The sequence below is a fragment of the Paenibacillus pedocola genome, assembly GCF_031599675.1.
Classification (GTDB): domain Bacteria; phylum Bacillota; class Bacilli; order Paenibacillales; family Paenibacillaceae; genus Paenibacillus_AQ; species Paenibacillus_AQ pedocola.
On sequence record NZ_CP134223.1, the window covers coordinates 949,132 to 970,298 of the forward strand.

Annotated in this window: 17 protein-coding genes; 9 read left to right on the plus strand and 8 right to left on the minus strand. The window is 51.9% G+C overall.

The window, feature by feature from the left end; genetic code table 11:
• Window positions 1–91 precede the first annotated feature (91 nt).
• Window positions 92–1,021 (minus strand): AraC family transcriptional regulator, encoded by a 930-nt coding sequence (locus QU597_RS04105; protein ID WP_310831488.1) that lies wholly within the window; start codon window positions 1,019–1,021, stop codon window positions 92–94.
• Window positions 1,022–1,148: 127 nt separating this feature from the next.
• Here QU597_RS04105 and yicI point away from each other — a divergent pair, with 127 nt between their 5' ends.
• The 3 genes from yicI (at window position 1,149) to QU597_RS04120 (ending at window position 5,140) form a co-directional block, all read left to right on the plus strand.
• Complete coding sequence (gene yicI / locus QU597_RS04110; RefSeq protein WP_310831489.1) at window positions 1,149–3,470, plus strand: alpha-xylosidase; 2,322 nt, start codon at window positions 1,149–1,151, stop codon at window positions 3,468–3,470.
• Between the two features lie 124 nt (window positions 3,471–3,594).
• Window positions 3,595–4,770, plus strand: a complete 1,176-nt coding sequence (locus QU597_RS04115) for an SGNH/GDSL hydrolase family protein (RefSeq protein ID WP_310831490.1) — start codon at window positions 3,595–3,597, stop codon at window positions 4,768–4,770.
• 64 nt (window positions 4,771–4,834) lie between these two features.
• Entirely contained in the window at window positions 4,835–5,140 is a 306-nt protein-coding gene (locus tag QU597_RS04120; protein WP_310831491.1) for a hypothetical protein, read from the plus strand.
• Window positions 5,141–5,191: 51 nt separating this feature from the next.
• Here the strand turns inward: QU597_RS04120 and QU597_RS04125 are convergent, their stop codons facing one another.
• The 3 genes from QU597_RS04125 to QU597_RS04135 form a co-directional block, all read right to left on the minus strand.
• Window positions 5,192–5,287, minus strand: coding sequence for a YjcZ family sporulation protein (locus QU597_RS04125; RefSeq protein WP_209444101.1), 96 nt, complete (start codon window positions 5,285–5,287; stop codon window positions 5,192–5,194).
• 105 nt (window positions 5,288–5,392) lie between these two features.
• Complete coding sequence (locus QU597_RS04130) at window positions 5,393–7,042, minus strand: helix-turn-helix domain-containing protein (protein ID WP_310831492.1); 1,650 nt, start codon at window positions 7,040–7,042, stop codon at window positions 5,393–5,395.
• A complete protein-coding gene (locus QU597_RS04135) occupies window positions 7,039–8,862 on the minus strand; it encodes a sensor histidine kinase (RefSeq protein WP_310831493.1) in 1,824 nt (607 codons plus the stop codon). The genes QU597_RS04130 and QU597_RS04135 overlap by 4 nt, the downstream gene beginning before the upstream one ends.
• A gap of 134 nt (window positions 8,863–8,996) precedes the next feature.
• Here QU597_RS04135 and QU597_RS04140 point away from each other — a divergent pair, with 134 nt between their 5' ends.
• From QU597_RS04140 to QU597_RS04155, 4 genes are all read left to right on the plus strand, one after another.
• The gene (locus QU597_RS04140; protein ID WP_310831494.1) at window positions 8,997–9,878 is read left to right on the plus strand and encodes a carbohydrate ABC transporter permease; all 882 of its coding nucleotides are present in this window, start codon (window positions 8,997–8,999) and stop codon (window positions 9,876–9,878) included.
• Window positions 9,878–10,711, plus strand: a complete 834-nt coding sequence (locus tag QU597_RS04145) for a carbohydrate ABC transporter permease (protein ID WP_310831495.1) — start codon at window positions 9,878–9,880, stop codon at window positions 10,709–10,711. The genes QU597_RS04140 and QU597_RS04145 overlap by 1 nt, the downstream gene beginning before the upstream one ends.
• A gap of 64 nt (window positions 10,712–10,775) precedes the next feature.
• Entirely contained in the window at window positions 10,776–12,083 is a 1,308-nt protein-coding gene (locus QU597_RS04150; RefSeq protein WP_310831496.1) for an ABC transporter substrate-binding protein, read from the plus strand.
• Between the two features lie 150 nt (window positions 12,084–12,233).
• Entirely contained in the window at window positions 12,234–14,237 is a 2,004-nt protein-coding gene (locus QU597_RS04155; RefSeq protein ID WP_310831497.1) for a beta-galactosidase, read from the plus strand.
• A gap of 19 nt (window positions 14,238–14,256) precedes the next feature.
• Here the strand turns inward: QU597_RS04155 and QU597_RS04160 are convergent, their stop codons facing one another.
• Window positions 14,257–14,487: a hypothetical protein gene (locus tag QU597_RS04160; RefSeq protein WP_310831498.1), complete on the minus strand. Its 231-nt coding sequence runs from the start codon at window positions 14,485–14,487 to the stop codon at window positions 14,257–14,259.
• A 194-nt stretch (window positions 14,488–14,681) separates the two neighbouring features.
• Here QU597_RS04160 and QU597_RS04165 point away from each other — a divergent pair, with 194 nt between their 5' ends.
• Entirely contained in the window at window positions 14,682–15,605 is a 924-nt protein-coding gene (locus QU597_RS04165) for a LysR family transcriptional regulator (protein ID WP_310831499.1), read from the plus strand.
• 99 nt (window positions 15,606–15,704) lie between these two features.
• On the opposite strand, the gene QU597_RS04170 is transcribed toward QU597_RS04165, so the two are convergent.
• Complete coding sequence (locus QU597_RS04170) at window positions 15,705–16,541, minus strand: AraC family transcriptional regulator (protein ID WP_310833221.1); 837 nt, start codon at window positions 16,539–16,541, stop codon at window positions 15,705–15,707.
• Between the two features lie 126 nt (window positions 16,542–16,667).
• Between QU597_RS04170 and QU597_RS04175 the strand changes: the two genes are divergently transcribed.
• Window positions 16,668–18,698 carry a beta-galactosidase gene (locus tag QU597_RS04175; RefSeq protein ID WP_310831500.1) on the plus strand — a complete coding sequence of 677 codons (2,031 nt, stop codon included), beginning with the start codon at window positions 16,668–16,670 and terminating at the stop codon, window positions 18,696–18,698.
• Window positions 18,699–18,861: 163 nt separating this feature from the next.
• Here QU597_RS04175 and QU597_RS04180 read toward each other — a convergent pair whose 3' ends face one another.
• Together QU597_RS04180 and QU597_RS04185 are read right to left on the minus strand one after the other, a co-directional pair.
• Window positions 18,862–20,052: a Ger(x)C family spore germination protein gene (locus QU597_RS04180; protein WP_310831501.1), complete on the minus strand. Its 1,191-nt coding sequence runs from the start codon at window positions 20,050–20,052 to the stop codon at window positions 18,862–18,864.
• A complete protein-coding gene (locus QU597_RS04185; RefSeq protein WP_310831502.1) occupies window positions 20,045–21,148 on the minus strand; it encodes a GerAB/ArcD/ProY family transporter in 1,104 nt (367 codons plus the stop codon). The genes QU597_RS04180 and QU597_RS04185 overlap by 8 nt, the downstream gene beginning before the upstream one ends.
• Window positions 21,149–21,167 lie beyond the last annotated feature (19 nt).

Genomic DNA, 21,167 nt, shown 5'->3' on the forward strand with positions numbered 1-21,167 from the left:
ATGTAAGGCAAACACCGGCAGCCAAGAAGAGGAGCGGTGTTTGCCTTTTTTGTTAACAGACATGGGTTACCGGGAAACTCTCATTGCCCTCTCACGGATACAGCTGACCCTGCCCGGCCCCCTGCATGGCTCCCAGCGCGGCTCCTTTGCGGAACTCCGAGGGTGAGCATTTCATCGCCTTACGGAACACCTTAATGAAATAGCTGACGTTGTCAAAGCCGACCTCCAGTGCGATGTCCGATATTTTACGTTCACTCTGCTGCAGGAGATCGGCCGCCTGGCGGATACGGTAGGAGTTGATATAATCGACGGGCGTCTTGCGGGTCATGGCTTTGAAGAAGCGGCAGAACTGGCCCTCGCTCATCGGAATCAGTTCGGACAGATCGCGGGTGCGGATCGGTTCCTGATAGTTGTCCTGAATATACAGAATGACCTTCTTCAGCCGGTTGATCTTGGTTGTATCAGCGCTCTCCGACTGGCTGTGGTTCACGGAACGGTCCGGGGTGGCAATCTGCGAGAGCATAATGAGCAAAGTTCCTTTCATAAAGGCCTCGAATCCGGGCATTTTATTAGCATATGCTTCCATCATCCGCTCCAGGTGGTGCAGCAGCTCCTGCTGCCAGGGAACAGCGGGTGTAATGTGCCGGGGAAAGCTCTGGCGCTTCTCCTGAAGCGGAAGAATCACATTCTGCTGGATCGTATCGTACTGGGCGCTGGCCAGAAGGTCAGGGTGGAAGACGAGCGCACAGAACCGGCAAGGGCCTTCCTTCAGGACGTAGGCGGCATGAATATCACCGGATTCGATAAAGACGGCTTCACCTGCGCGGAGCGGAAAATAATCGGTGTCCACCTGAAACAGGATCTCTCCCTCCAGCAGCAAAAAGAACTCGGCCTCCTCATGCCAGTGCGTATCCAGGACATGCGTTCCGGCCGGAAGTTCGATCCAGTAAGCAGCCAGCGGAAACATAACATCACCATGTACGCGGTCTTCTTTGAGCAAACGCTGGGACGTGCGGTCCATTCCTAGGCCTCCTTTAGTTGAAACGTCAAAATAGTGTTATAAACGAGCTATATTTTATTAGTTTTGTTGTTTTATTATCGTTATAATGCAACTATAAACACCAAATTGAAAGGTGGCAAGTGCACACATGAAATTTACAGACGGCCTCTGGCTGGTTCGTGACGGAATCAACATCAATGGCGCAGTACAAAACTATGTAGTAGAAAAAACATCCGAGGGTTTGACAGCAGTCACTCAAACAACTCCAATTACAGGACGCGCAGCTACACTGAACTCAACGCTCCTTACCGTTAAATTCCATTCCCCGCTTCCTGGTGTAGTGGGTGTGAAGATCATTCATAATGACGGCGTGATCGACCGCGGTCCGGCTTTTGAATTGACCAAGGGAACCGGCGACCATGTACAGATTGAAGAAAACGAAGCCCAAACCGTGCTGATCAGCGGCGGACTCCGTGTGGTTATCAATAAAGGCACTCAATGGTCCGTGGATTTCTACCGCGGTGACGAGCGCATTACAGGCAGCGGTTACAAATCAATGGCCTATATCACCGACCAGGACGGCAACACGTTCATGCGTGAGGAGCTGGATATCGGCGTAGGCGAATTCGTGTATGGTCTGGGCGAGCGTTTCACTGCTTTTGTGAAGAACGGCCAAGTCGTTGATATCTGGAATAAAGACGGCGGCACCAGCTCCGAGCAGGCGTACAAGAACATTCCGTTCTATGTAACCAGCAAAGGCTACGGCGTATTTGTGAACCAGCCTGAACTGGTTTCTTATGAAATCGCTTCGGAAAAAGTGAAAAAAGCCCAATTCAGCGTAGCTGGAGAGAGCCTGGAATATTTCGTGATTGAAGGGCCTACGATCAAAGAGGTCATCAGCAAATACACTTCGCTAACCGGCAAGCCTGCCCTTCCGCCGGCATGGACCTTCGGCCTGTGGCTGACCACTTCGTTCACTACAGACTATGATGAAGCAACGGTTAACTCCTTCGTTGAAGGTATGGCTGAACGCGATCTGCCGCTGCATGTCTTCCACTTCGACTGCTTCTGGATGCGTGAATACCAATGGACCGATTTCCAGTGGGACGAGCGCGTATTCCCGGACCCTGTAGGCATGCTGAAACGCCTGAAGGAAAAAGGACTGAAAATCTGCGTCTGGATCAACTCCTATATCGGACAGCGTTCACCGCTGTTTGAAGAAGGCAAGAAGAACGGCTACCTGATCAAAAAAGCCAACGGCGATGTATATCAAACCGATCTATGGCAGGCAGGTATGGGACTCGTAGACTTTACGAACCCTGCGGCTTGTGAATGGTATGCAGGATACCTGCGTGGTCTGGTGGATATGGGCGTAGACAGCTTCAAAACAGACTTCGGCGAACGGATTCCTACAGATGTCGTGTACTTCGACGGCTCCGATCCGCAGAAAATGCATAACTATTACACTCAGCTGTACAATAAAGTGGTCTTTGATGTATTGGAAGAGAAGCTCGGCAAAAATGAAGCAGCTGTCTTCGCACGTTCGGCCACAGCCGGCGGGCAGCAGTTCCCGGTACACTGGGGCGGCGACTGCTACGCAGATTATGAGTCCATGGCAGAAAGCCTGCGCGGCGGCTTGTCGCTCGGTCTGTCCGGCTTCGGCTTCTGGAGCCATGATATCGGCGGCTTCGAAAATACCGCTCCGGCGCATGTCTTCAAACGCTGGCTGGCCTTCGGCCTGCTCTCCAGCCACAGCCGTCTGCACGGCAGCACCTCGTACCGTGTGCCTTGGGCTTACGATGACGAAGCGGTGGATGTTACCCGGTTCTTCACCAAGCTCAAATGCAGCCTGATGCCTTACCTGTATGATGTGGCCGGACAGGCGCATGAACAGGGCTGGGCTTCGATGCGGGCCATGGTCATGGAATTCCCTGAAGATCCTACCTGCGAAGTGCTTGACCGTCAGTACATGCTTGGTGACAAGCTGCTGGTAGCTCCAATCTTCCAGGAAAACGGCGAAGTGAAATACTATCTGCCGGCTGGACGCTGGACTCACCTCCTGAACGGTGAAACGGTAGTGGGCGGATCATGGCGCAAAGAAAAGCATGACTTCTTCAGCCTTCCGCTGTTCGTACGCCAGAACTCGCTGCTGGCCACAGGCAGTGTCGATAACCGTCCGGATTATGATTTTGCTGACGGCGTGAAATTCGGCCTGTACTCCCTGGAAGACGGCGCTACAACAGCTGCAACAGTCCGTGATATCAACGGCGCTCCTGAACTGACAGTGACAGCTGAACGCACAGGCAGCACCGTTAAGGTAACTGCTGAAGGCAGCGGCAAACCGTTCACATTTGCTGTGAAGGATCTGGGTGCTATCGCTTCCGTAGATGGTGCAGAGCAAGCGGATGAAACAACTGTACAAGTTAACGGCGGCAGCAAGACCGTATCGTTCACGATTACATTGAAATAAGTTATACCGTCAGTATCAGACTCTCTAATGGCCGGGGACACATTGTCCCTGGTTCATTAGGGAGTTTTTTTAGAAAAACAAAATATCTATATGAATGCGGATCAGGACAGGAGAATTGATTACTATGATTATTAAAAATAACAACGGAGTGCTCAGCGAAGCGGACTACTCTTCGGCCACGGCGCTGTCCACTGCGGCCAATTATATTATGAATGCGCCGGAGATGTTCACTCATACCTACCGGACATACATCCGCCTGCGGGAAAACGGCAGTTTGACGCTGAAATTCTGGCACAGCAACAGTGTCGATTCCACCTGGGATATGGGGCAGGAGGCCAGCGGCAGCGAACCGGGCGGGGAGTGGAGCATAGAAGCCGCGTACATCGCTGACGGCGGACTTGTGCCGGACGGTGCGGTAGCTCCAGGCTCGCAGGTTCCGGTTACCTTTGCAGGAGAGAACAGCAAGCATGTCGCCGCAGGTGAAATGTTCTGGAGCGACGAGGCCAGCCTGGACTTGCCGGAAGGTCATTATCTGGTCTTTACCTGGACCCTTAGAACAGCCGCGCCGGGCAAGTCCTTCCCGTTCAACGTGGAAGGTATTCTCGTGTCCGCATATGATGCAGACGGCAATCTGGCCGGGCAGGAATCTGCGGATACCTTTGCCGAATCGGACAAGCTGCTGGTCATGCCAAGCTATATCGGATACAAGAAGCAGGTGGCGAAGAAGCTGGTATTCCTGGGGGATTCGATCACACAGGGAGTCCGGACAGAGAAGGATGCCTACAGCTATTGGGCGGCGCGGATCGCCGAAGGTCTGGGGACGGATTACGGACTGTGGAATATCGGTTCAGGCTGGGGCAGAGCTTATGACGTTGCTGCCGACGGGGCGTGGCTGAATAAGGCTAAGCAGGGCGATGAGGTACTGATTGTACTCGGGGTCAACGATCTGGATATCGGCAAGCGCAGTGCAGAGGAACTGCTCGGCGACCTGACGGCGATAATCGGGAAGATTAAAGAGGCGAACACCAACGCAGAGATTATCCTCAGCACCGTGCCGCCGTTCAATTTCGAAGAAGAACGGGAAGTATCCTGGCGTAAGGTGAATGAGACGATTCTCACTAACCCTCCGGCTGGTGTGAACCGTGTGTTCGACATTGCAGCAGTACTGTCTGTACCGGCTCCGGCTGATCACAGGATCAAACCGGAATACATGAGCAATGAGTTTGATCCGCATCCGAACGGGAACGCCGGCAAGGCGGTAGCAGAAGCTTTTCTGGCTTGGTACGGGAAAAATAGATAAAGAACACTACAAGCTTGCTAGGCATACTATGTATTACTTTTAACAGAAGGGTAGTGTGCCTGCAATGGGTATTCAAGTGGGAATGCAGCCGAAAGTGCTGTATCAGGCAGATCAAAATTATGTTCAAACCATGAAATCGGTTAGACATCACTTACACGGTATATGTAGACAACATGTAAACCAATTCGTCCGGGTGCAGACAATTGACGGTCAGGTCGTAACGGGAAGAATTTTGGGCTGTGATAGAGGGATGTTATATTTGGGCGTGCAGAGTCATGGAGGACAACGCGCCTTCTTTGGGGGCAGCGATGAAGCGATTCTAGCCCTGGTGCTTTTCGAATTGCTTGTTATTACTTTATTGTACACGTAATTCCCAGTAGAGCCTGCAATTGCAGGCTCTACTTTTTTAGGCTTACAACACTTAGAATGTTTTAAGAATGATCACCAGCAGAATATAAAGCACCAGGATTGTAGTAGTAGAAGTAATCATACCACCTACATTTGCGCAACCGCTCATTGCTTTACCCCCTTCGCATTATCATCTTACAAACCCATGATATGCACCTTCCCCCATTCGTGTATGGACAATTGCCCCATTTGAAAATTAAAATCGTATAGCCTGTTAAAGCGGGATTTGTGTACGATAGTCCTTGGGTGAGCTGCCGACCTGCTTCTTGAACACTTTACTGAAGTACTTCACATCGTGGAAGCCGACCATTTCCGAGATTTGTGACAGCTTGAGGTTCGGATTCTGCAGCAGCAGCTTAGCTTTATTGATTCTGACGCTGCCGATGTAGTCGGAGAAATTAATGCCGTATTCCTGCTTGAATTTGCGGGAGACGTATTCGCGGCTGACATAGAATCTGCCGGCGACCTCCTGCAGCGACAGGTCGGACTGATAGTTCTGCTCGATATATTTGACGATTTCTGTTAGCGGGTTACGTTCCTTGATCTGCCTTGCCGACAGCTCCTGCGACAGGCGCTGCATCAAGGCGAAGGACCAGTCGCGCCAGGCGAACAGCGAGAAGGAATAGCCATTGGCATAAGGAGCAGGATTGTGCCGGTCGGCCAGCTCCAGTTCAGCCAGAGCACTGTCGGCTTCCCCGCCCAGCGCTTCGCGTACGAGCCGGGAGCGGAACAGCAGGGCATCGGCTTTCCAGGAGCCCAGCATTTCCGGCGTTACCACGCCCCCGCGGCTCAGCTCATCAATCCAGTGCTGGGCTGCAGCGGACAAGGCCTCTGTATTCCCGCTGATAACGGCCATCCTCCAGTCCTCCTGGACATGGGCGAAGATCGCCCTGGAGCCGTCGGCTCCGGCTGCTTGTTCAGCCTTGCTATGCTCTCCGGCAGAGGAAGCGAAGTGGCAATAATCCTCATGCCGGAGCAGATTCCGCCGCATCAGGGCATCCAAAGCTTCCGATCGCTGCTGTGCAAGCTGGCCTGGCAGGCTGCCCGCACTGCTGATCCCAAAATGCATCCGGAACTGCAGCGTCCGGAAGATACCTTGATTGATCCGGCTGATCAGCTCCAGTACCGATTCCTGGACATCCCATAGCAGGATGGCGATTTCCGGCGGCCCTCCCCAGTAGCGGAAAGCGATCCCTTTCTTCTGGGGCTGCAAGAACTCATTGCAAATATTGACGATGGCATAATAGAGCAGCTCGCTGTCTCCGCCGAATCTTTTGAGCAGCTGATTATTGCCCGCATCGGTCTGTACAAGAATTAGCCGGGAGGACCCTGCATTACCGGGAATGACGTTCTCAGCGACAAGCCGGCGGAGGGAGGTCTCAGAAGTAACGGGATCATCAATCAGTGCCGACAGTAGCCGTTCCCCGTAGATCGGTTTGATCTCATTCAGCCGGATGCTCTGCTGCTGCCGGTGGCTGCGTTCTTCTTCCTCTGAGCGCCAGGCGGCAACCGCCTTGGACACGGCTGTATTGATGGCATCCGCCTCAATGGGCTTGAGAATATAGTCGATTCCTCCATGCCGGACCGTCTGGCGTACAAACTCAAAATCATTATGCCCGCTGACTACAATAAACTTCGTATTCCCGGCAAACTCATTCACCCAGGTCATCAGCTCAATGCCGCTCCCCGATTCCATCATCATATCCATGATCACCAGAGCCGGCTTTTGCCCGCGGATCACTTCAATGGCTTCATTGCCGTTTCCCGCTTCCAGAATTTCATCGATCTGATGGGCGTCCCAGTCGACCAGCAGCCGGACCGCCTTTCTGACTCTCGCTTCATCATCCACAATCAGCGCCTTCATATCCGTTCACTCTCCGTTAGTATTTCAATTTCCAGTCTTATCAGGACCCCGCCCTCAGGCAGATTGTCCACTGTCAGCGCAGCGTCATCCCCGCAGACAAGCCGCAGGCGTGCGAGTACATTGCCAAGGCCGATTCCTGCGCCTGGCGCATCCCGCCTGCTGTCACTGCTCTTCACGGCGGTGACGTCGAGCGGAGCAGGCTGCTCCAGCTCCTGCCGGAGCTTTTCTAGTTTTGCCAAAGGGATGACGTTGCCGTTATTCCGAATCATGATTTCCATTCTTCCTGTTGCCAGCCGGGCTGCCGTAATCTCGATTGATCCATCACTGCGCGACAGATTGAAGCCGTGCTTGAAGTAATTTTCAACAATCGGCTGGAGGATCATTTTGGGCATCAGCGCATTCAGCAGCGGCTCCTCCATATCGTAGCGGAAACTGAATTTATTTTCAAAACGCTCCTTTTGCAGCTCGATGTAAGCTTTGACATGCTCCAGTTCATTTTGAATAGTGACAATCTTCTCGTCATTGTACATGCTGTAACGCATCATCTTGGCTAGCGCTGACAGCAGGGCATAGATTTGCGGCACTTTCATCTCAAGGGCAAGCGTACCGATAATCTGCAGGGTGTTGTTGAGAAAATGCGGATTGATTTGCGACTGCAGTGCCCTTAGCTCATTGGTTTTATTGGACAGCTCCAGCCGGTATTCCCGCAAAATCAGATTGTTGATCGTATCCATCATGCTGCGGAAATGCTCGGTCAGCACACCGATCTCATCATTGCCCGCCGGGCTGATCTCCACCTCCAGATTACCGGTCCGTACCTGATTCATGTACCGGGTCAGCTGCTTGATCGGGGCAGTGATCCGGAAAGAGATGAAGATGGTTAGAGCAATAATCATGGTCATTAGGAGGAAGAGGAGCAGCAGGTTGATGCCTGCGGCTTCCTTCGCTTCGCGGAACAGGTAGGACACCGGGATCTGCTTGACCAGCGTCCAGTTCAGGCCGGTGCCTTCCACCTTTTGATAAATGAACACAGACCCGCCTTCCTCAAAATAACCCTGAGCCCCAGCATTCGCAGCAATCTGCTTACTGTACCATGCTGCATTCAGCGGCTTGCCGAGCGAATCGGCATCCTGGCCGTACACCAGTGTACCGTCACTGTCCACTACATAGGTCTTCTCCTGATCCTGCTCATACAGCTGGTCGACAATTTCGGCAAGCGCCGTCAGCTTGACATCAATCGACAGATAGCCGAGTGCTTCCGAAGAAGGAATGAGCTCAATTCTGCGGTGTAAGGTAAAGACCGGCTCAGGCGTGAACTGGATCAAAGGCAGGTTCAGCCCGTAAGCATTGCTGATGTGGGTACTCTGGACACTTACCGGAGAACTGCCAGTAATGTTGGATTCCAGATACGGCATGTTCACCAGCCAGCGCTTGGGCGTTGTGTTATCGGTAATCAGCGTGGCTTTGCCGTCCTTGACACCGTATAAGTATACCTGCGAGATGTCGGGCAGCGAAGTAGAGATGTAACTAAGTGAATTATAGATTGCGATATCGGAAGACAGGTCATCATAACCGGCTTCTAGCAGACGGTAAAAATCCGAATCGGAGTATACGCTCAGCGACAGCCGGTTGACCTCCTGAATCAGGCTGTTAATATTTTTGGAGCCTTGATAGAGCAGGTTTTTGTTCTCGTCCACGGCTCGTGTTCTCAGCGACTGGGTTGTATATGAATAGCTGATATACATCGTCGCCATAATACAAATCAAGGTTGGAAGGAGTAAAAAAAGGATCAGTTTGGTGCGGATATTGTTCCATTTCATCGATTCTTGTCACATCCGATCAATATTTTACACCTGAAAGATCACTTGCGTAGGTGTAAGAGGTCCGCAAAAAAACGGATAATATCTTTAGATCATAAACAAGTGAGTGAGTAAAAGAAAGGGGGGGCCAATTCATGCGAGGTCATAAGTTGTCCCAATTCGGTCAACAGCTTTTTTTCGTTGGTCCGGCAGTTCTGTTTTTCTCTGTAGTCATGATTATTCCATTTCTGATGGGGATGTATTATTCCTTCACCGACTGGAACGGAGTATCGGGAAATGTAAGCTGGGTAGGATTTGATAACTTCAAAAATATTTTCACGAATGACCCTGACTTCTGGTCATCGTTCTGGTTTACCGTTAGATTTACTCTGTTAGGTGTTGTTTTGACCAACGTGGTCGGCTTTTTCCTGGCGTACCTGTTGACGAAACCTCTGAAAACACGCAATATGCTCCGTACGATCTTCTTTATGCCGAATGTTATCGGGGGCTTACTGCTTGGTTTTATATGGCAGTTTATTTTTATCAAAGGTTTTGCCACTCTCGGTGAAACTACAGGCTGGCCGTTCTTTAATCTTCCTTGGCTTGGTGATGCAACGACCGGCTTCTGGGCAATCATCATGGTATTCGTCTGGCAGTCCTCCGGTTATCTGATGGTTATCTACATCGCTTCGCTCAGCAACGTATCCAAGGAAGTGCTTGAAGCTGCTGACATCGACGGCGCCTCGCCGTTCCAGGTGCTCCGCAACATCGTTGTTCCGCTGATTATGCCTGCGGTAACTATCGGCTTGTTCCTGGCCATTTCCTGGTCGTTCAAAATGTTCGACCTTAACCTGTCGCTGACCAAAGGCGGACCGTTTAAATCAACGGAATCTGTAGCGATGAACATTTATAATGAAGCCTTCCTGAACAACCGTTACGGTCTGGGTACGGCAAAAGCGCTGCTGTTCTTTGTAATTGTAGCGGTAATCACGATGATTCAGGTCCGTGTAACGAAGAGCAAGGAGGTTGAGGCTTAATGAATGCAAAGTCAAAAAGCAGATGGAATATCGGGATTGAAGTGCTGATGATCCTGCTTGCCCTGCTCTTCCTCGCTCCGTTTTATTTCCTGCTGGCGAACTCCGTGAAATCATTTGGCGAAATTCTCAGCAATGCGGCAAGCTGGCCGCAGGAATTCATGTGGTCCAACTATTCCAATGCCTGGAAGCTGGCCCGCTTCGGTGAAGCGTTCCGCAACTCCCTCATTGTAACGGTAATCAGTGTCATCCTGATCTCTTTGTTCAGCGCAATGGCTGCGTACCGGATGGTCCGTGCGGATACGAAGTTCAATAAGATCCTGCTGCTGCTGTTCGTGGCGGCAATGGTGGTACCGTTCCAGACCATCATGATTCCGATCCTGAAGGTTGTAAACGTCCTGGGTGTGAACAACTCCATTCCGGGTCTCTTGATCACCAACTTGGGCCTCAGTATTCCGATGGCGATCTTCCTGTTCCACGGGTTCATCAAATCGGTACCGCTTGAAATCGAAGAGGCGGCTACAGTCGACGGCTGTAATCCGATTACGGTGTTCTTCCGGATTGTGCTTCCACTGCTGAAGCCGATGCTGATGACAACCATCGTCCTGAATGCACTTGGGATTTGGAATGACTATCTGCTGCCGTCTCTGATTCTTCAGGCACCTAATCTGCGGACCATTCCACTGGCAACCTTCTCGTTCTTCGGCCAATATACGAAGCAATGGGATATGGCGCTCCCGGCACTTACGATCGGCGTAGCACCTATTGTAATTTTCTATCTGTTCATGCAGCGTTACATTGTTGAGGGAATAGCGGCGGGCTCGGTGAAGGGTTAACCTTCACGGAGTCCACGTTCCAAATAATATTTAGGCAGTTAAACTTATCTAGGGGGAAAATAGAATGATGAAGAAACGTTCTGCAGTGATGATGTCCAGCGTTATGCTGATGTCTGTCGTACTCGCGGCGTGTGGCGGTAACAACAACACCGCTTCAAATAACACACAAAATGGAAGCGCTGGCAACGCTGCTTCCGGAGAAGTGAAAACGGTTAAGATCTTCCAGTTCAAAACCGAAATCGTTGAAGGCCTCAATGAGCTGAAAGTAGAGTTTGAAAAGGAATATCCAAACATCAAGCTGGACATCCAGACTGTCGGCGGCGGAGCAGACTATGCAGCAGCCCTGAAAACCAAATTCGCTTCCGGCGATGCTCCTGATATTTTCAGTAACGGCGGTTATGCCGAAATGAATCTTTGGGCAGACAAGCTGGAGGACCTGTCCGATCAGCCATGGGTTAAGGATCTGATTCCTTTGGCCGCTGAGCCAATGACCAAAGACGGCAAAACCTACGGTATGCCGATGAACCTTGAAGGTATCGGTTTTGTATACAACAAAGACCTGTTCGCAAAAGCAGGTATCACTGAAACTCCAAAAACAATCACCGAGCTGGAAGAGGCTGCCAAAAAACTGCAGGCGATCGATGTTATTCCTTTCGGCAACGCGTATCAGGAATGGTGGCTGCTGGGTATCCAGGGCATCAGCGTAGCTTTTGCGCAACAAGACAATGTGGATGAGTTCATCAGCGGACTGAATGCAGGAACTTCCACAATCGTGGGCAACGAGAAATTTAAGGATTGGAGCAATCTGCTCAACCTGACTGTAAAATACGGACAGAAAAATCCTTTGACTACAGATGCTAATACTCACCTGGCTATGTTCGCTAATGGCGAAACGGCTATGATGCAGGAAGGCAACTGGGCACAGACTCTGGTTGACGGCATCACTCCGGACATGAACATCGGTATGTTCCCTATGCCAATCAACGACGATGCTGCGATGAATGATAAGCTGTCTGTAGGCGTTCCGGCTAACCTGGTCGTTAACAAGGATTCCGGTTCGAAGGAAGAAGCTAAGACTTTCCTGAACTGGCTCGTAACTTCTGACATGGGTAAAGAGTATATCGTGAAAAAATGGAAATTCATCCCTGCCCTGTCCACTATTCCAGCAACACCTGAAGATATCGGTCTTCTTGGTGCTGATGTATGGAACTATGTCAAAGAAGGTAAAGTATACGGACTGCAGGCTTCGAAATTCCCTGATGGTGTGACCCAAGAATTCGCCAGCTCGATTCAGCAGCTGATTGCTGGTAAAGTCGACGAAGCCGGCTGGGAAGCTTCTATGCAAGCGGCTTGGGACAAGCTGAAGAAATAAAGATCCCGTGACCATAAAGAGAGTCCTCTAAAGGACCGGTAATTGGATAAAGTGGATTTGCCAGGGCGCTACCCGTCTAACTCATTATTGATGTGAGGCGGGGGCGCCTTTTTGGTAAGATGGAGCGCATACGGGAAGGGAGAAGGGGAGATGGAAATGCTCAGCTACAGCAATGTTCAAATCGGTGTCGATTATTACCCGGAGCATTGGGAAGAATCCTTATGGGAAGCGGATATGCAATTAATGAAGGAGACCGGAGTGAAAGTGGTCCGGGTGGCCGAGTTCGCCTGGAGCCGGCTGGAGCCTGTCGAAGGAAACTTTGATTTTGCCTGGCTGGACCGGGCGATTGATGCTCTGCACCGCTATGGGCTGCAGGTGGTGATCGGAACACCTACAGCAACACCTCCGCGCTGGCTAACGACAGGATATCCCGATGTGCTGCCGGTATTTGCAGACGGACAGACCTTTCATCCCGGCGTGCGCGGGCACCGCTGTTACAATAGCGGGTCACTGCTGAAATACGGCACGCGGATTGTCAACAAGCTGGCCCGTCATTACAGCAGTCATCCCGCGGTCATCGGCTGGCAGACTGACAATGAATTCGGCATGATTGACTGCCACTGTGACAGATGTAATGAGGCTTTCCGCGACTGGGTGCAGGACAAGTATAAGACGCTCGAACATGTGAATGCAGAATGGGGAACGGTAGTATGGAGCGGGGAATACAGCGACTGGCAGGAGCTGACGGTCCCTTATGGCGGATCTCCGTTCCAGAATCCTTCGCTGCTGCTGGACTTCCAGCGGTTCCAGTGGGATTCGGTGGTGAAGTTCCAGCAGACGCAGATTGATGTGCTGCGTGCGGAGTGTCCGGATCATTTCATCACCCATAACTTCCACAGCTATCCCCAGCGGCTGGATATGTATGCGGTCGGCGCTGGGCTGGATGTGGCATCATTTGACTATTATCCGAATACCTCTCCTAACAAGCAGGCAACGACGCCCTACAGCGGAGCCTTGTCGCTGGATGTGACAAGGGGAATCAAGCGGAAGAATTTCTGGATCATGGAGCAGCTGAGCGGTCCGCCCGGGTGCTGGATGCCGATGTGGCGCACACCGTATCCCGGCTTTATCCGGGCTTATGCCTGGCAGGCCATCGCGCGTGGAGCGGATACCGTGGTCCACTTCCGCTGGAGAAGTGCGGTTGCGGGTGCAGAGCAGTACTGGCATGGCCTGATCGACCACAGCAATGTGCCGGGCCGCAGGTTTGCAGAGTTCGGCCGGCTATGCTATGAAGTAAACGCGTTAGCCGATAAGCTTAAGGGAACGGAGCTTAAGCATGAGGTGGCCATACTTCATTCCCATGAACAGAAGGCGGCGCTGGACATCCAGCCGCAGGCCGAGGGAATGGATTACTACGAGAATATCAAGCAGTATCACCGTGTACTGACCAAGCTGGGTATCGGATGTGATGTTATCCAGGCAGGTGAGCCGCTGGAGAAATATAAGCTGGTCATTGCACCAAGCCTTTATCTGTTAAGTGAGGAGCTGGCTGCGCAGCTTGAAGCTTTTGCTCTTAAGGGCGGTACCTTGATTCTGACAAACCGCAGCGGTGTGAAGAATATCAATAATATTTGTGTGATGCAGCCGCTGCCTGGCATGCTGAGCCGTGCAGCCGGAGTGTGGGTCAAGGAATATGATCCGGTTGGCGGGGATGTGCATATCCTCCTGGACGGGCAGGGCAATACCTTCGAATGCAGCCAGTGGTGCGACCTGCTCACTCCGGTTACCGCAGAGCCCATCGCCTGGTATAACGATGATTTCTATGCGGGAACTGCGGCGATCACGGTCAACAGCTTCGGCAAAGGCCAGGTCTATTACTTCGGGACCCATGCCGGAGAAAATTATTGGTCCATGCTGCTGGCGGGGCTTGCAGACAAGCTTGGCCTGCTGCGCTTTGCTGGTCTGCCGGAGGGCGTCCAGGCTACGGTCCGCAGCGGAGAGAACGGCAGCTTCCTGTTTCTGCTGAATCTCAGCAAGGCAGAGCAGACGGTGAAGCTGGACAAGCCTTATCGCTGTGAGCTGACCGGAGCCGTACGTTCAGGGCCGGTTGTGCTTGCCCCGTACGGCGTAGAGATTCTCGGGACAGAAGGCTGAAGCATCCGGGTAACCGGGATCATGCGGATGGATGGCGTCTTTTATCCGTCATACGTGAGATGAAGGGAATCAGCTTGGCCATCGGCTTGGTATTCAGCCTTGAAGCCTGTATCTGCGGTGTGGTCTGAACTTCGTCCTTCCGCATGAGATCCAGCAAATCATAAACACTTTTGATTTCGCTGATATCGATATCCTTAAGGCTGCCTTCCGGGTCTCCGGGAATTCTAAAGCTCCAGCGTTTGTTTTCCACTTTACTCACTCCTTAAAAGTTTTGATAGCATAGACTTCCTTGAGGTACTTCGCAAAACTCGCTTCGGAAGCTTATTCTTAAAATTAATTTGATTTATATTTTCATCATATTCCATGGACCAGTTCCTGTATAATGAAGGGAAATGATGGAGGGCATCACTGCGGCTGATGGCTGATCCGAGGGGGAGAGGGCGGATGATGGATATTGGACTTCTTAAAGTGTTTCAGGCGGTTGCCGAGGAAGGGAGCATTTCCAAAGCGGCCCAAAGCCTGAATTATGTGCAGTCGAATGTGACGGCGAGAATTCAGCAGCTGGAGCAGGAGCTGAGGACTCCGCTTTTTTACCGGCATAGCCGGGGCATCACCTTGACTTCAGCCGGACAGACGCTCATGGAATATACGGTTAGGATATTTAATCTGCTGGAGGAAGCACAGCAGGCAGTTCTTGATTCGCCGGTTCCGAAGGGAACCATTACGGTTGGCTCCGATACGACTGCTGCCGTACGGCTGCCTGCGATCCTGTCCGCTTACCGCGGCTGTTACCCGGATGTCGAGGTTCATCTGCAGATCGGACGGGCGGCGGATCTGATCGATTCTGTCCTGCAGCATGTGGTACACGGGGCGTTCATGGACGGGCCCGTCGAACATCCGGAGATCGTACAGGAGCTGGTCATCCACGAGCAGCTGGGACTGGTCATTCCAGATACGATCGGTTATCGGGGGCTCTCTTCGATCCATGATAAGACGCTGCTGATACTGAATGCAGAATGCCTCTACCGGGCGAGGCTTGAGGAGTGGCTCAGGGAAGAAGGCTTCCGGCTGGGGAAGGTAATGGAGTTCGGGACCATGGAAGGTTTGCTTGGCTGCGTAAGGGCCGGCATAGGATATGCAGTGCTGCCGGTATCTTATTTCAGACGGATGAATATTACGGAAGGCATCTCCTGCTATCCGTTTCCGGAGCGGTACGCCGAGGTGCCGACAGTATTCATCCGGCGGCGTGATCTGTATATAACGAGTGCTTTCCGGGAGTTCATGGAGGAGCTGAAGGTGCATCTGCCGGAAGCGGTATGCAGGACAGACATTCTGGCGGCTGAAGGCAGGGGAACGGCTAGTAATTAGAGACGGGGCAGGCATTGGGCTCAAACCGTCCACATAAACGAAAACAGCGGCACCCGGGGATTATCACCCGGGTGCCGCTGTTTGTATGTTCTCATGAATTCAGTGCAGCCGCCGGAACTGATCCGGCGTCGTCCCCGACTGCTTGCGGAAGGTGGCCACAAAGTGACTGACATCGCGGAAGCCGACGAGCTGGGAGATCGCTTTTACTGTCAGGTCCGGCTGGCTTACGAGCAGTTCCTTGCTCTTGCGGATGCGTAAGCGGACGAAATAGGCGTAGGGAGATAGCCCGAAGGTCTGCAGGAACAGGCTGTTGAGATACCGGCCTGATACCTCAAGCTGGGAAGCAAGGTCATACAGCCCGATGCGGGGATCACCGTAGTGGCTGTCCATCCATTTCAGGAGCGGCTGCAGCTTGTCTACGTTTCGCGAAATTGCAGTGTTGTTATGCAGCTGTCCGTATTTACTGAGAGTGAGCAGGAAGCGGTAAGCATCGGTGGACACGCCGAGGCTGAACATGTCTGCGGCTGCATCGTACCGGTCAAGCATTTCCTGCAGCATGCGGGTTAGCGGTGCTTCACTTTCCCAGCGGTAGAAAGAATTAGAATGCATACTTAAAGACTCAAGGATGTGCCGGGATGAGCTGCCGCCGAAAGTGAGATAATAGGTGCACCAAGGCTGGGAGGAAAGGGATTCATACCGGTGCGGGGTACCCGGCAGCAGCAGCACACCGCTGCCTTCGGCAAGCGTGAGTTTTTTATTCTCGAAATGAATAATCCCTTCACCCGCAGCCGTCTGCAGCCAGTGATAGACATGATAGCCGTCCGGCCGCGATACCTGTTCCTGTTCCTGATACGGATTGTACCCCATGCTATCCAGAGTGATTGGCAGCTGCTGGCCGCTCTCCTGGGCAAATACAATTCTGCGGGGGGCTGACATTAACAATGAGAAGCACCTCTTTGTAGTACCATATTATTATATCCGATGGCAAAAATTTTATATTTATCGCACTAAGTTTAAAGGTTAAACTAAGAATATACTTATACTATAAAGGAAGTGCGATGTGTGATCAACGATAAATTGCCGAAGATTTGGTATGGTGGAGACTACAACCCCGAGCAATGGGACGCCCCGGTTTGGGCAGAGGATGAACGGATGTTCAAGCTGGCGGGAATCGACGTCGCGACCATTAATGTATTTTCATGGGCCCTTATTCAGCCGTCTGAGGACGTATATGATTTCACCGGACTGGATGAACTGATGGACCGCCTATATAAGAATGGAACCTATGTATGTCTGGCCACAGGCACTGGAGCGCATCCGGCATGGATGGCACACCGCTATCCTGAAGTGACCCGTGTGGATGTACAGGGCAGAAAGCGCAAATTCGGCGGACGCCATAACTCTAATCCGAACAGTCCGGTGTACCGCAAATATGCAGCCAAACTGGCCGGCAAGCTGGCTGAACGCTATAAGGATCATCCAGCTCTGGTGGCCTGGCATATCTCCAATGAATATGGAGGCTATGATTATTCCGAGCAGTCTGCGGCGGCTTTCCGCGTCTGGCTGAAGGAGCGTTACGGCTCACTTGATGCCCTGAACAAAGCCTGGAATACCCGCTTCTGGGGCCATACCTTCTATGACTGGGAAGAAATTGTTGTTCCAAATGAACTGAGTGAAGAGTGGAACGGCAACCGGACTAACTTTCAGGGGATTTCCCTCGACTACCGCCGGTTCATGTCTTACAGCCTGCTGGAGTGTTACAAAATTGAGAAAGAGGCGATCAGGGAGCACAGTAAGGATATTCCGGTAACGACCAACCTGATGGGCTTCTACCCGGAGCTGGATTATTTCGAGTGGGCTAAGCATATGGACATCATCTCATGGGATAATTATCCGGCTCTGGACACTCCGGTCAGCCATACGGCAATGACGCATGATCTGATGCGCGGGCTGAAGAACGGACAGCCGTTCATGCTGATGGAGCAGACGCCGAGCCAGCAGAACTGGATGCCGTACAACTCACTGAAACGTCCCGGTGTGATGCGTCTGTGGAGTTACCAGGCGGTAGCACGCGGTGCGGACACCGTGCTGTTCTTCCAGCTGCGCCGCTCCATCGGTGCCTGTGAGAAGTATCACGGTGCGGTCATTGAGCATGTGGGTCATGAGCATACCCGGGTCTTCCGCGAATGCGCAGAGCTGGGCCGGGAGCTTGAGCTGCTTGGCGACAAGCTGCTGGATGCACGCAGTGCAGCGCAGATCGGCATCATCTATGACTGGGAAAACCGCTGGGCGCTTGATCTGTCGAGTGGTCCTACTGTAGCCCTTGATTATGTAAAAGAAGTGCATAAATATTACAATGCTCTCTATCAGCAGAATATCGAAGCAGACATGATCGGTGTTGAAGAGAACCTGTCCAAGTACAAAATCGTAATCGCACCGGTGTTGTATATGATTAAGCCAGGCTTTGCCGAGAAAGTGGAGGCCTTCGTTAAGGCAGGCGGGACATTCGTGACAACCTTCTTCAGCGGGATCGTCAATGAAAATGATCTGGTTACAGTTGGAGGATATCCGGGTGAGCTGCGCAAGGTGCTTGGCATCTGGGCCGAGGAGATTGATGCGCTGCTGCCGGACATGAGCAATGAAATCGTGATGAACGGGGAGTGGGGTTCGTTAAGCGGAACCTACAAATGCGATCTGCTCTGCGATCTGATCCATTCCGAAGGGGCAGAAGTGCTGGCTCATTACGGTACCGATTTCTACAAGGGCATGCCGGTATTGACTGCGAACAGCTTCGGTGAAGGCAAAGCCTACTATGTAGCATCGAGCCCCGAAGCGGGCTTCCTGCGAAGCTTCCTGGGAAATCTGTGCGAAGAGAACGGCATCGAGCCGCTCGTAAACGCACCGGAAGGAATCGAATCGGTACAGCGTGTGAAAGACGGCGTATCCTACCTGTTCCTGCTGAACCATCACGAAGGCGAGCTGAGCGCAGTCATTGGTGCAGCTGAACGCACCGACCTGCTGACCGGCAAGCGCTTCAGCGGCACCGCTGTTGTTCCGGGCCGCGGCGTACTGATCTTGTCCGATAAGAAATAGAACGCAAATAGCCCAAACCCCGGCAACTCTCCTGAAAGGGAGGGGTGCCGGGGTTTTTTAAAATATAAGAATTTTATATGTTTTACTTAATAAATTATCCTTCTATTTCTCGCAGAAACGGATACCCTCCTAACCAGGACGGCAAAGCCGTTTCTTCTTACAGCTACTCGGTAAAGGAACCGAAATCGGTTATTTTCAAATCATATTTAAAACGGACTACGGAGCGGCTGAATGTATCGTCCCACTGGTCCTGGACCTTTTTCCACACCCGGGGATACTGGATGCTGAGCGCTTCTCCGAAACCGGCTACATCGGCTTTATACTCTTTTTGCAGCTTCTCCATCATCCTCTCCATCATCTTCTCAAGCTTAACTTCGAACATACGGCCTACCTTCTCTGTATATTCTGTTGAGTCGGCATCACTTGAGCTGCTCCAGGTTTCGATCAGCCGGCCTTCCGTCTCGATGGAGACATCAAACGAAATGTCATCCCCGTCGATACGGGCTTTGATTTTGCTTTTCATGTCCTTCATTTCATAGGTCATCGGCTCGTCATCCTGGTCATAGGCTTTGATAGTGCCAGCCTTGCCATTATTGGTCAGCCAGGTTAGGCATTCGGTATCTTCCTGGGACAAGGTGCCGATCCAGTGCCCCGTGTCTCCTTTCACCACAGCAGCTCCGGAAAACTCGGTTTCCCCACCCGCGGTAACGAGGTTCTGCAGAGCATAACTTCGCTTTGCATGCATGAGTGCATCCAGTTCGGACAAAATGACCGGCTTCATCACCTTACTTGTTCTTTTCTGGCCGTGGATCATATCTCTGAGGTGAAAGGAGGGGATTTCATCGGTCCGCTTGGAGACAAGCGTCTCCTCTGCCCTGCCTTGACTGATAAAAACCATAGTGCTGGGGCGGATATCATTATCGCGGAGTACAAAATCCATCAGCTGTTCCATGGATTGCCGCTTCAGCAATTCCGTTGAGACCACAATGACCTTCAGATGATGACCGACGATCGGCCGTTCGTTTCTCAAAGAATATTGACGGAAGACTTCAAGCACGGAATCTCCGGTTCCGGATATGTTGAGATAAGGTGTAGGCTGTGGACCTCCCTGCTGTTTTTCCATGCCTGCGTGTTTCACCGGTACAATCTGGACCGTCGCTGTAACTTTATTCCGTTTAGAGTAGGTAATGTCTTGCGCTTCCAGCTCTTGTTCAGCCTTTGTCAGCTTGCCCGTATCCAGAGCGAGTCCGGTATAAAGTGCCAGGTCCTCAATTTCTTTGCTGCTCCAGCATCCGGACTGTGTCATAGCAAGCAGGAAAAGACAGAGAAGAAGCGGCATTAATCGTCTATACATGCTGCTTCAATCCTTTCGTACGGATGAGCCAGATGACCGAGAGCAGCAGGGGCAGAAGCAGAAACAGGACAATTCCCGCTTTGCCGATCATATCCCCCAGGCTGAACAGCTCGTTAACGGACTTAGGCACCATCGCAGAGATGAAAATGACCGGCACCAGCAGATAAATGACCGCATGAACCTTCAGACGGAAAATTTGGGAGATACCGAGAGAAGCCTGGAAAAAGAAACTGCAGAAGTTGCAGAACATTTGCATCAGCCAGATCACCATTAGCGGAAACTCCATCCGTTCGAATAGAAATCCGGGGATTTCAAAGCTGCGGATCAGATCGATGGTCGGCCAGGTGCTCGTGATCACAGAATCGATAGAGAGTCCGCCTATGACCATAATTACTGTCAACAGATAGAGTCCGATCGGGATGCCGATTCCCACCAGCATTACTTTTATAGCCTGACGGGGCTGCTGCATGAACGCTACAAGCGTCATCACGACCTCACACCCGCTATAGACAAGCACCGTTGACTTCAGGCCGCTGATCACTGGCATAATGCCGCTGCCGAGGACAGGACGCAGGTTGTTAATATCAAAAAGCCGGAGGCTGAACCCGTAGCAGATGAGCAGAATCATGATACTGATCGGAAACACAATCTGAAAGACCCTGGCGATGGCATTGATTCCGCCGTATACGAGATAGGTTCCCACCCAGATGAAAGGCAGGATAATCGCCCAGATTGGAGTGCCTTCCAGCAGGAAGAACAGCGTAACCTCGGCGAGCGAGCGGATCTCAAAGCCTGCGAGAGTTAGAAAATAGATAATCAGCAGCAGGCACAGGAAAGCTCCCGGTATCCGGCCTACGATTTTTCCGGCATACTGGAAAATGGTTTTTCCGGGAAACTGCTGGCTGATCTTCACCATCAGGACAATTACAGCCATCACGATGATCCCCCCGAGCAATACGGACATCCAGGAATCCGGAGTCTTTACAGCTTCGCTTACCCCCCGTGGCAGTGTCAGAATCCCGGCGCCAAGCACTGTGTTATTGAGGAATACCGCTGCTTGTGTAGCAGTGATTTTGTCGTCTGTACGGGTAAACATGATACTGCCTCCTCTCTTA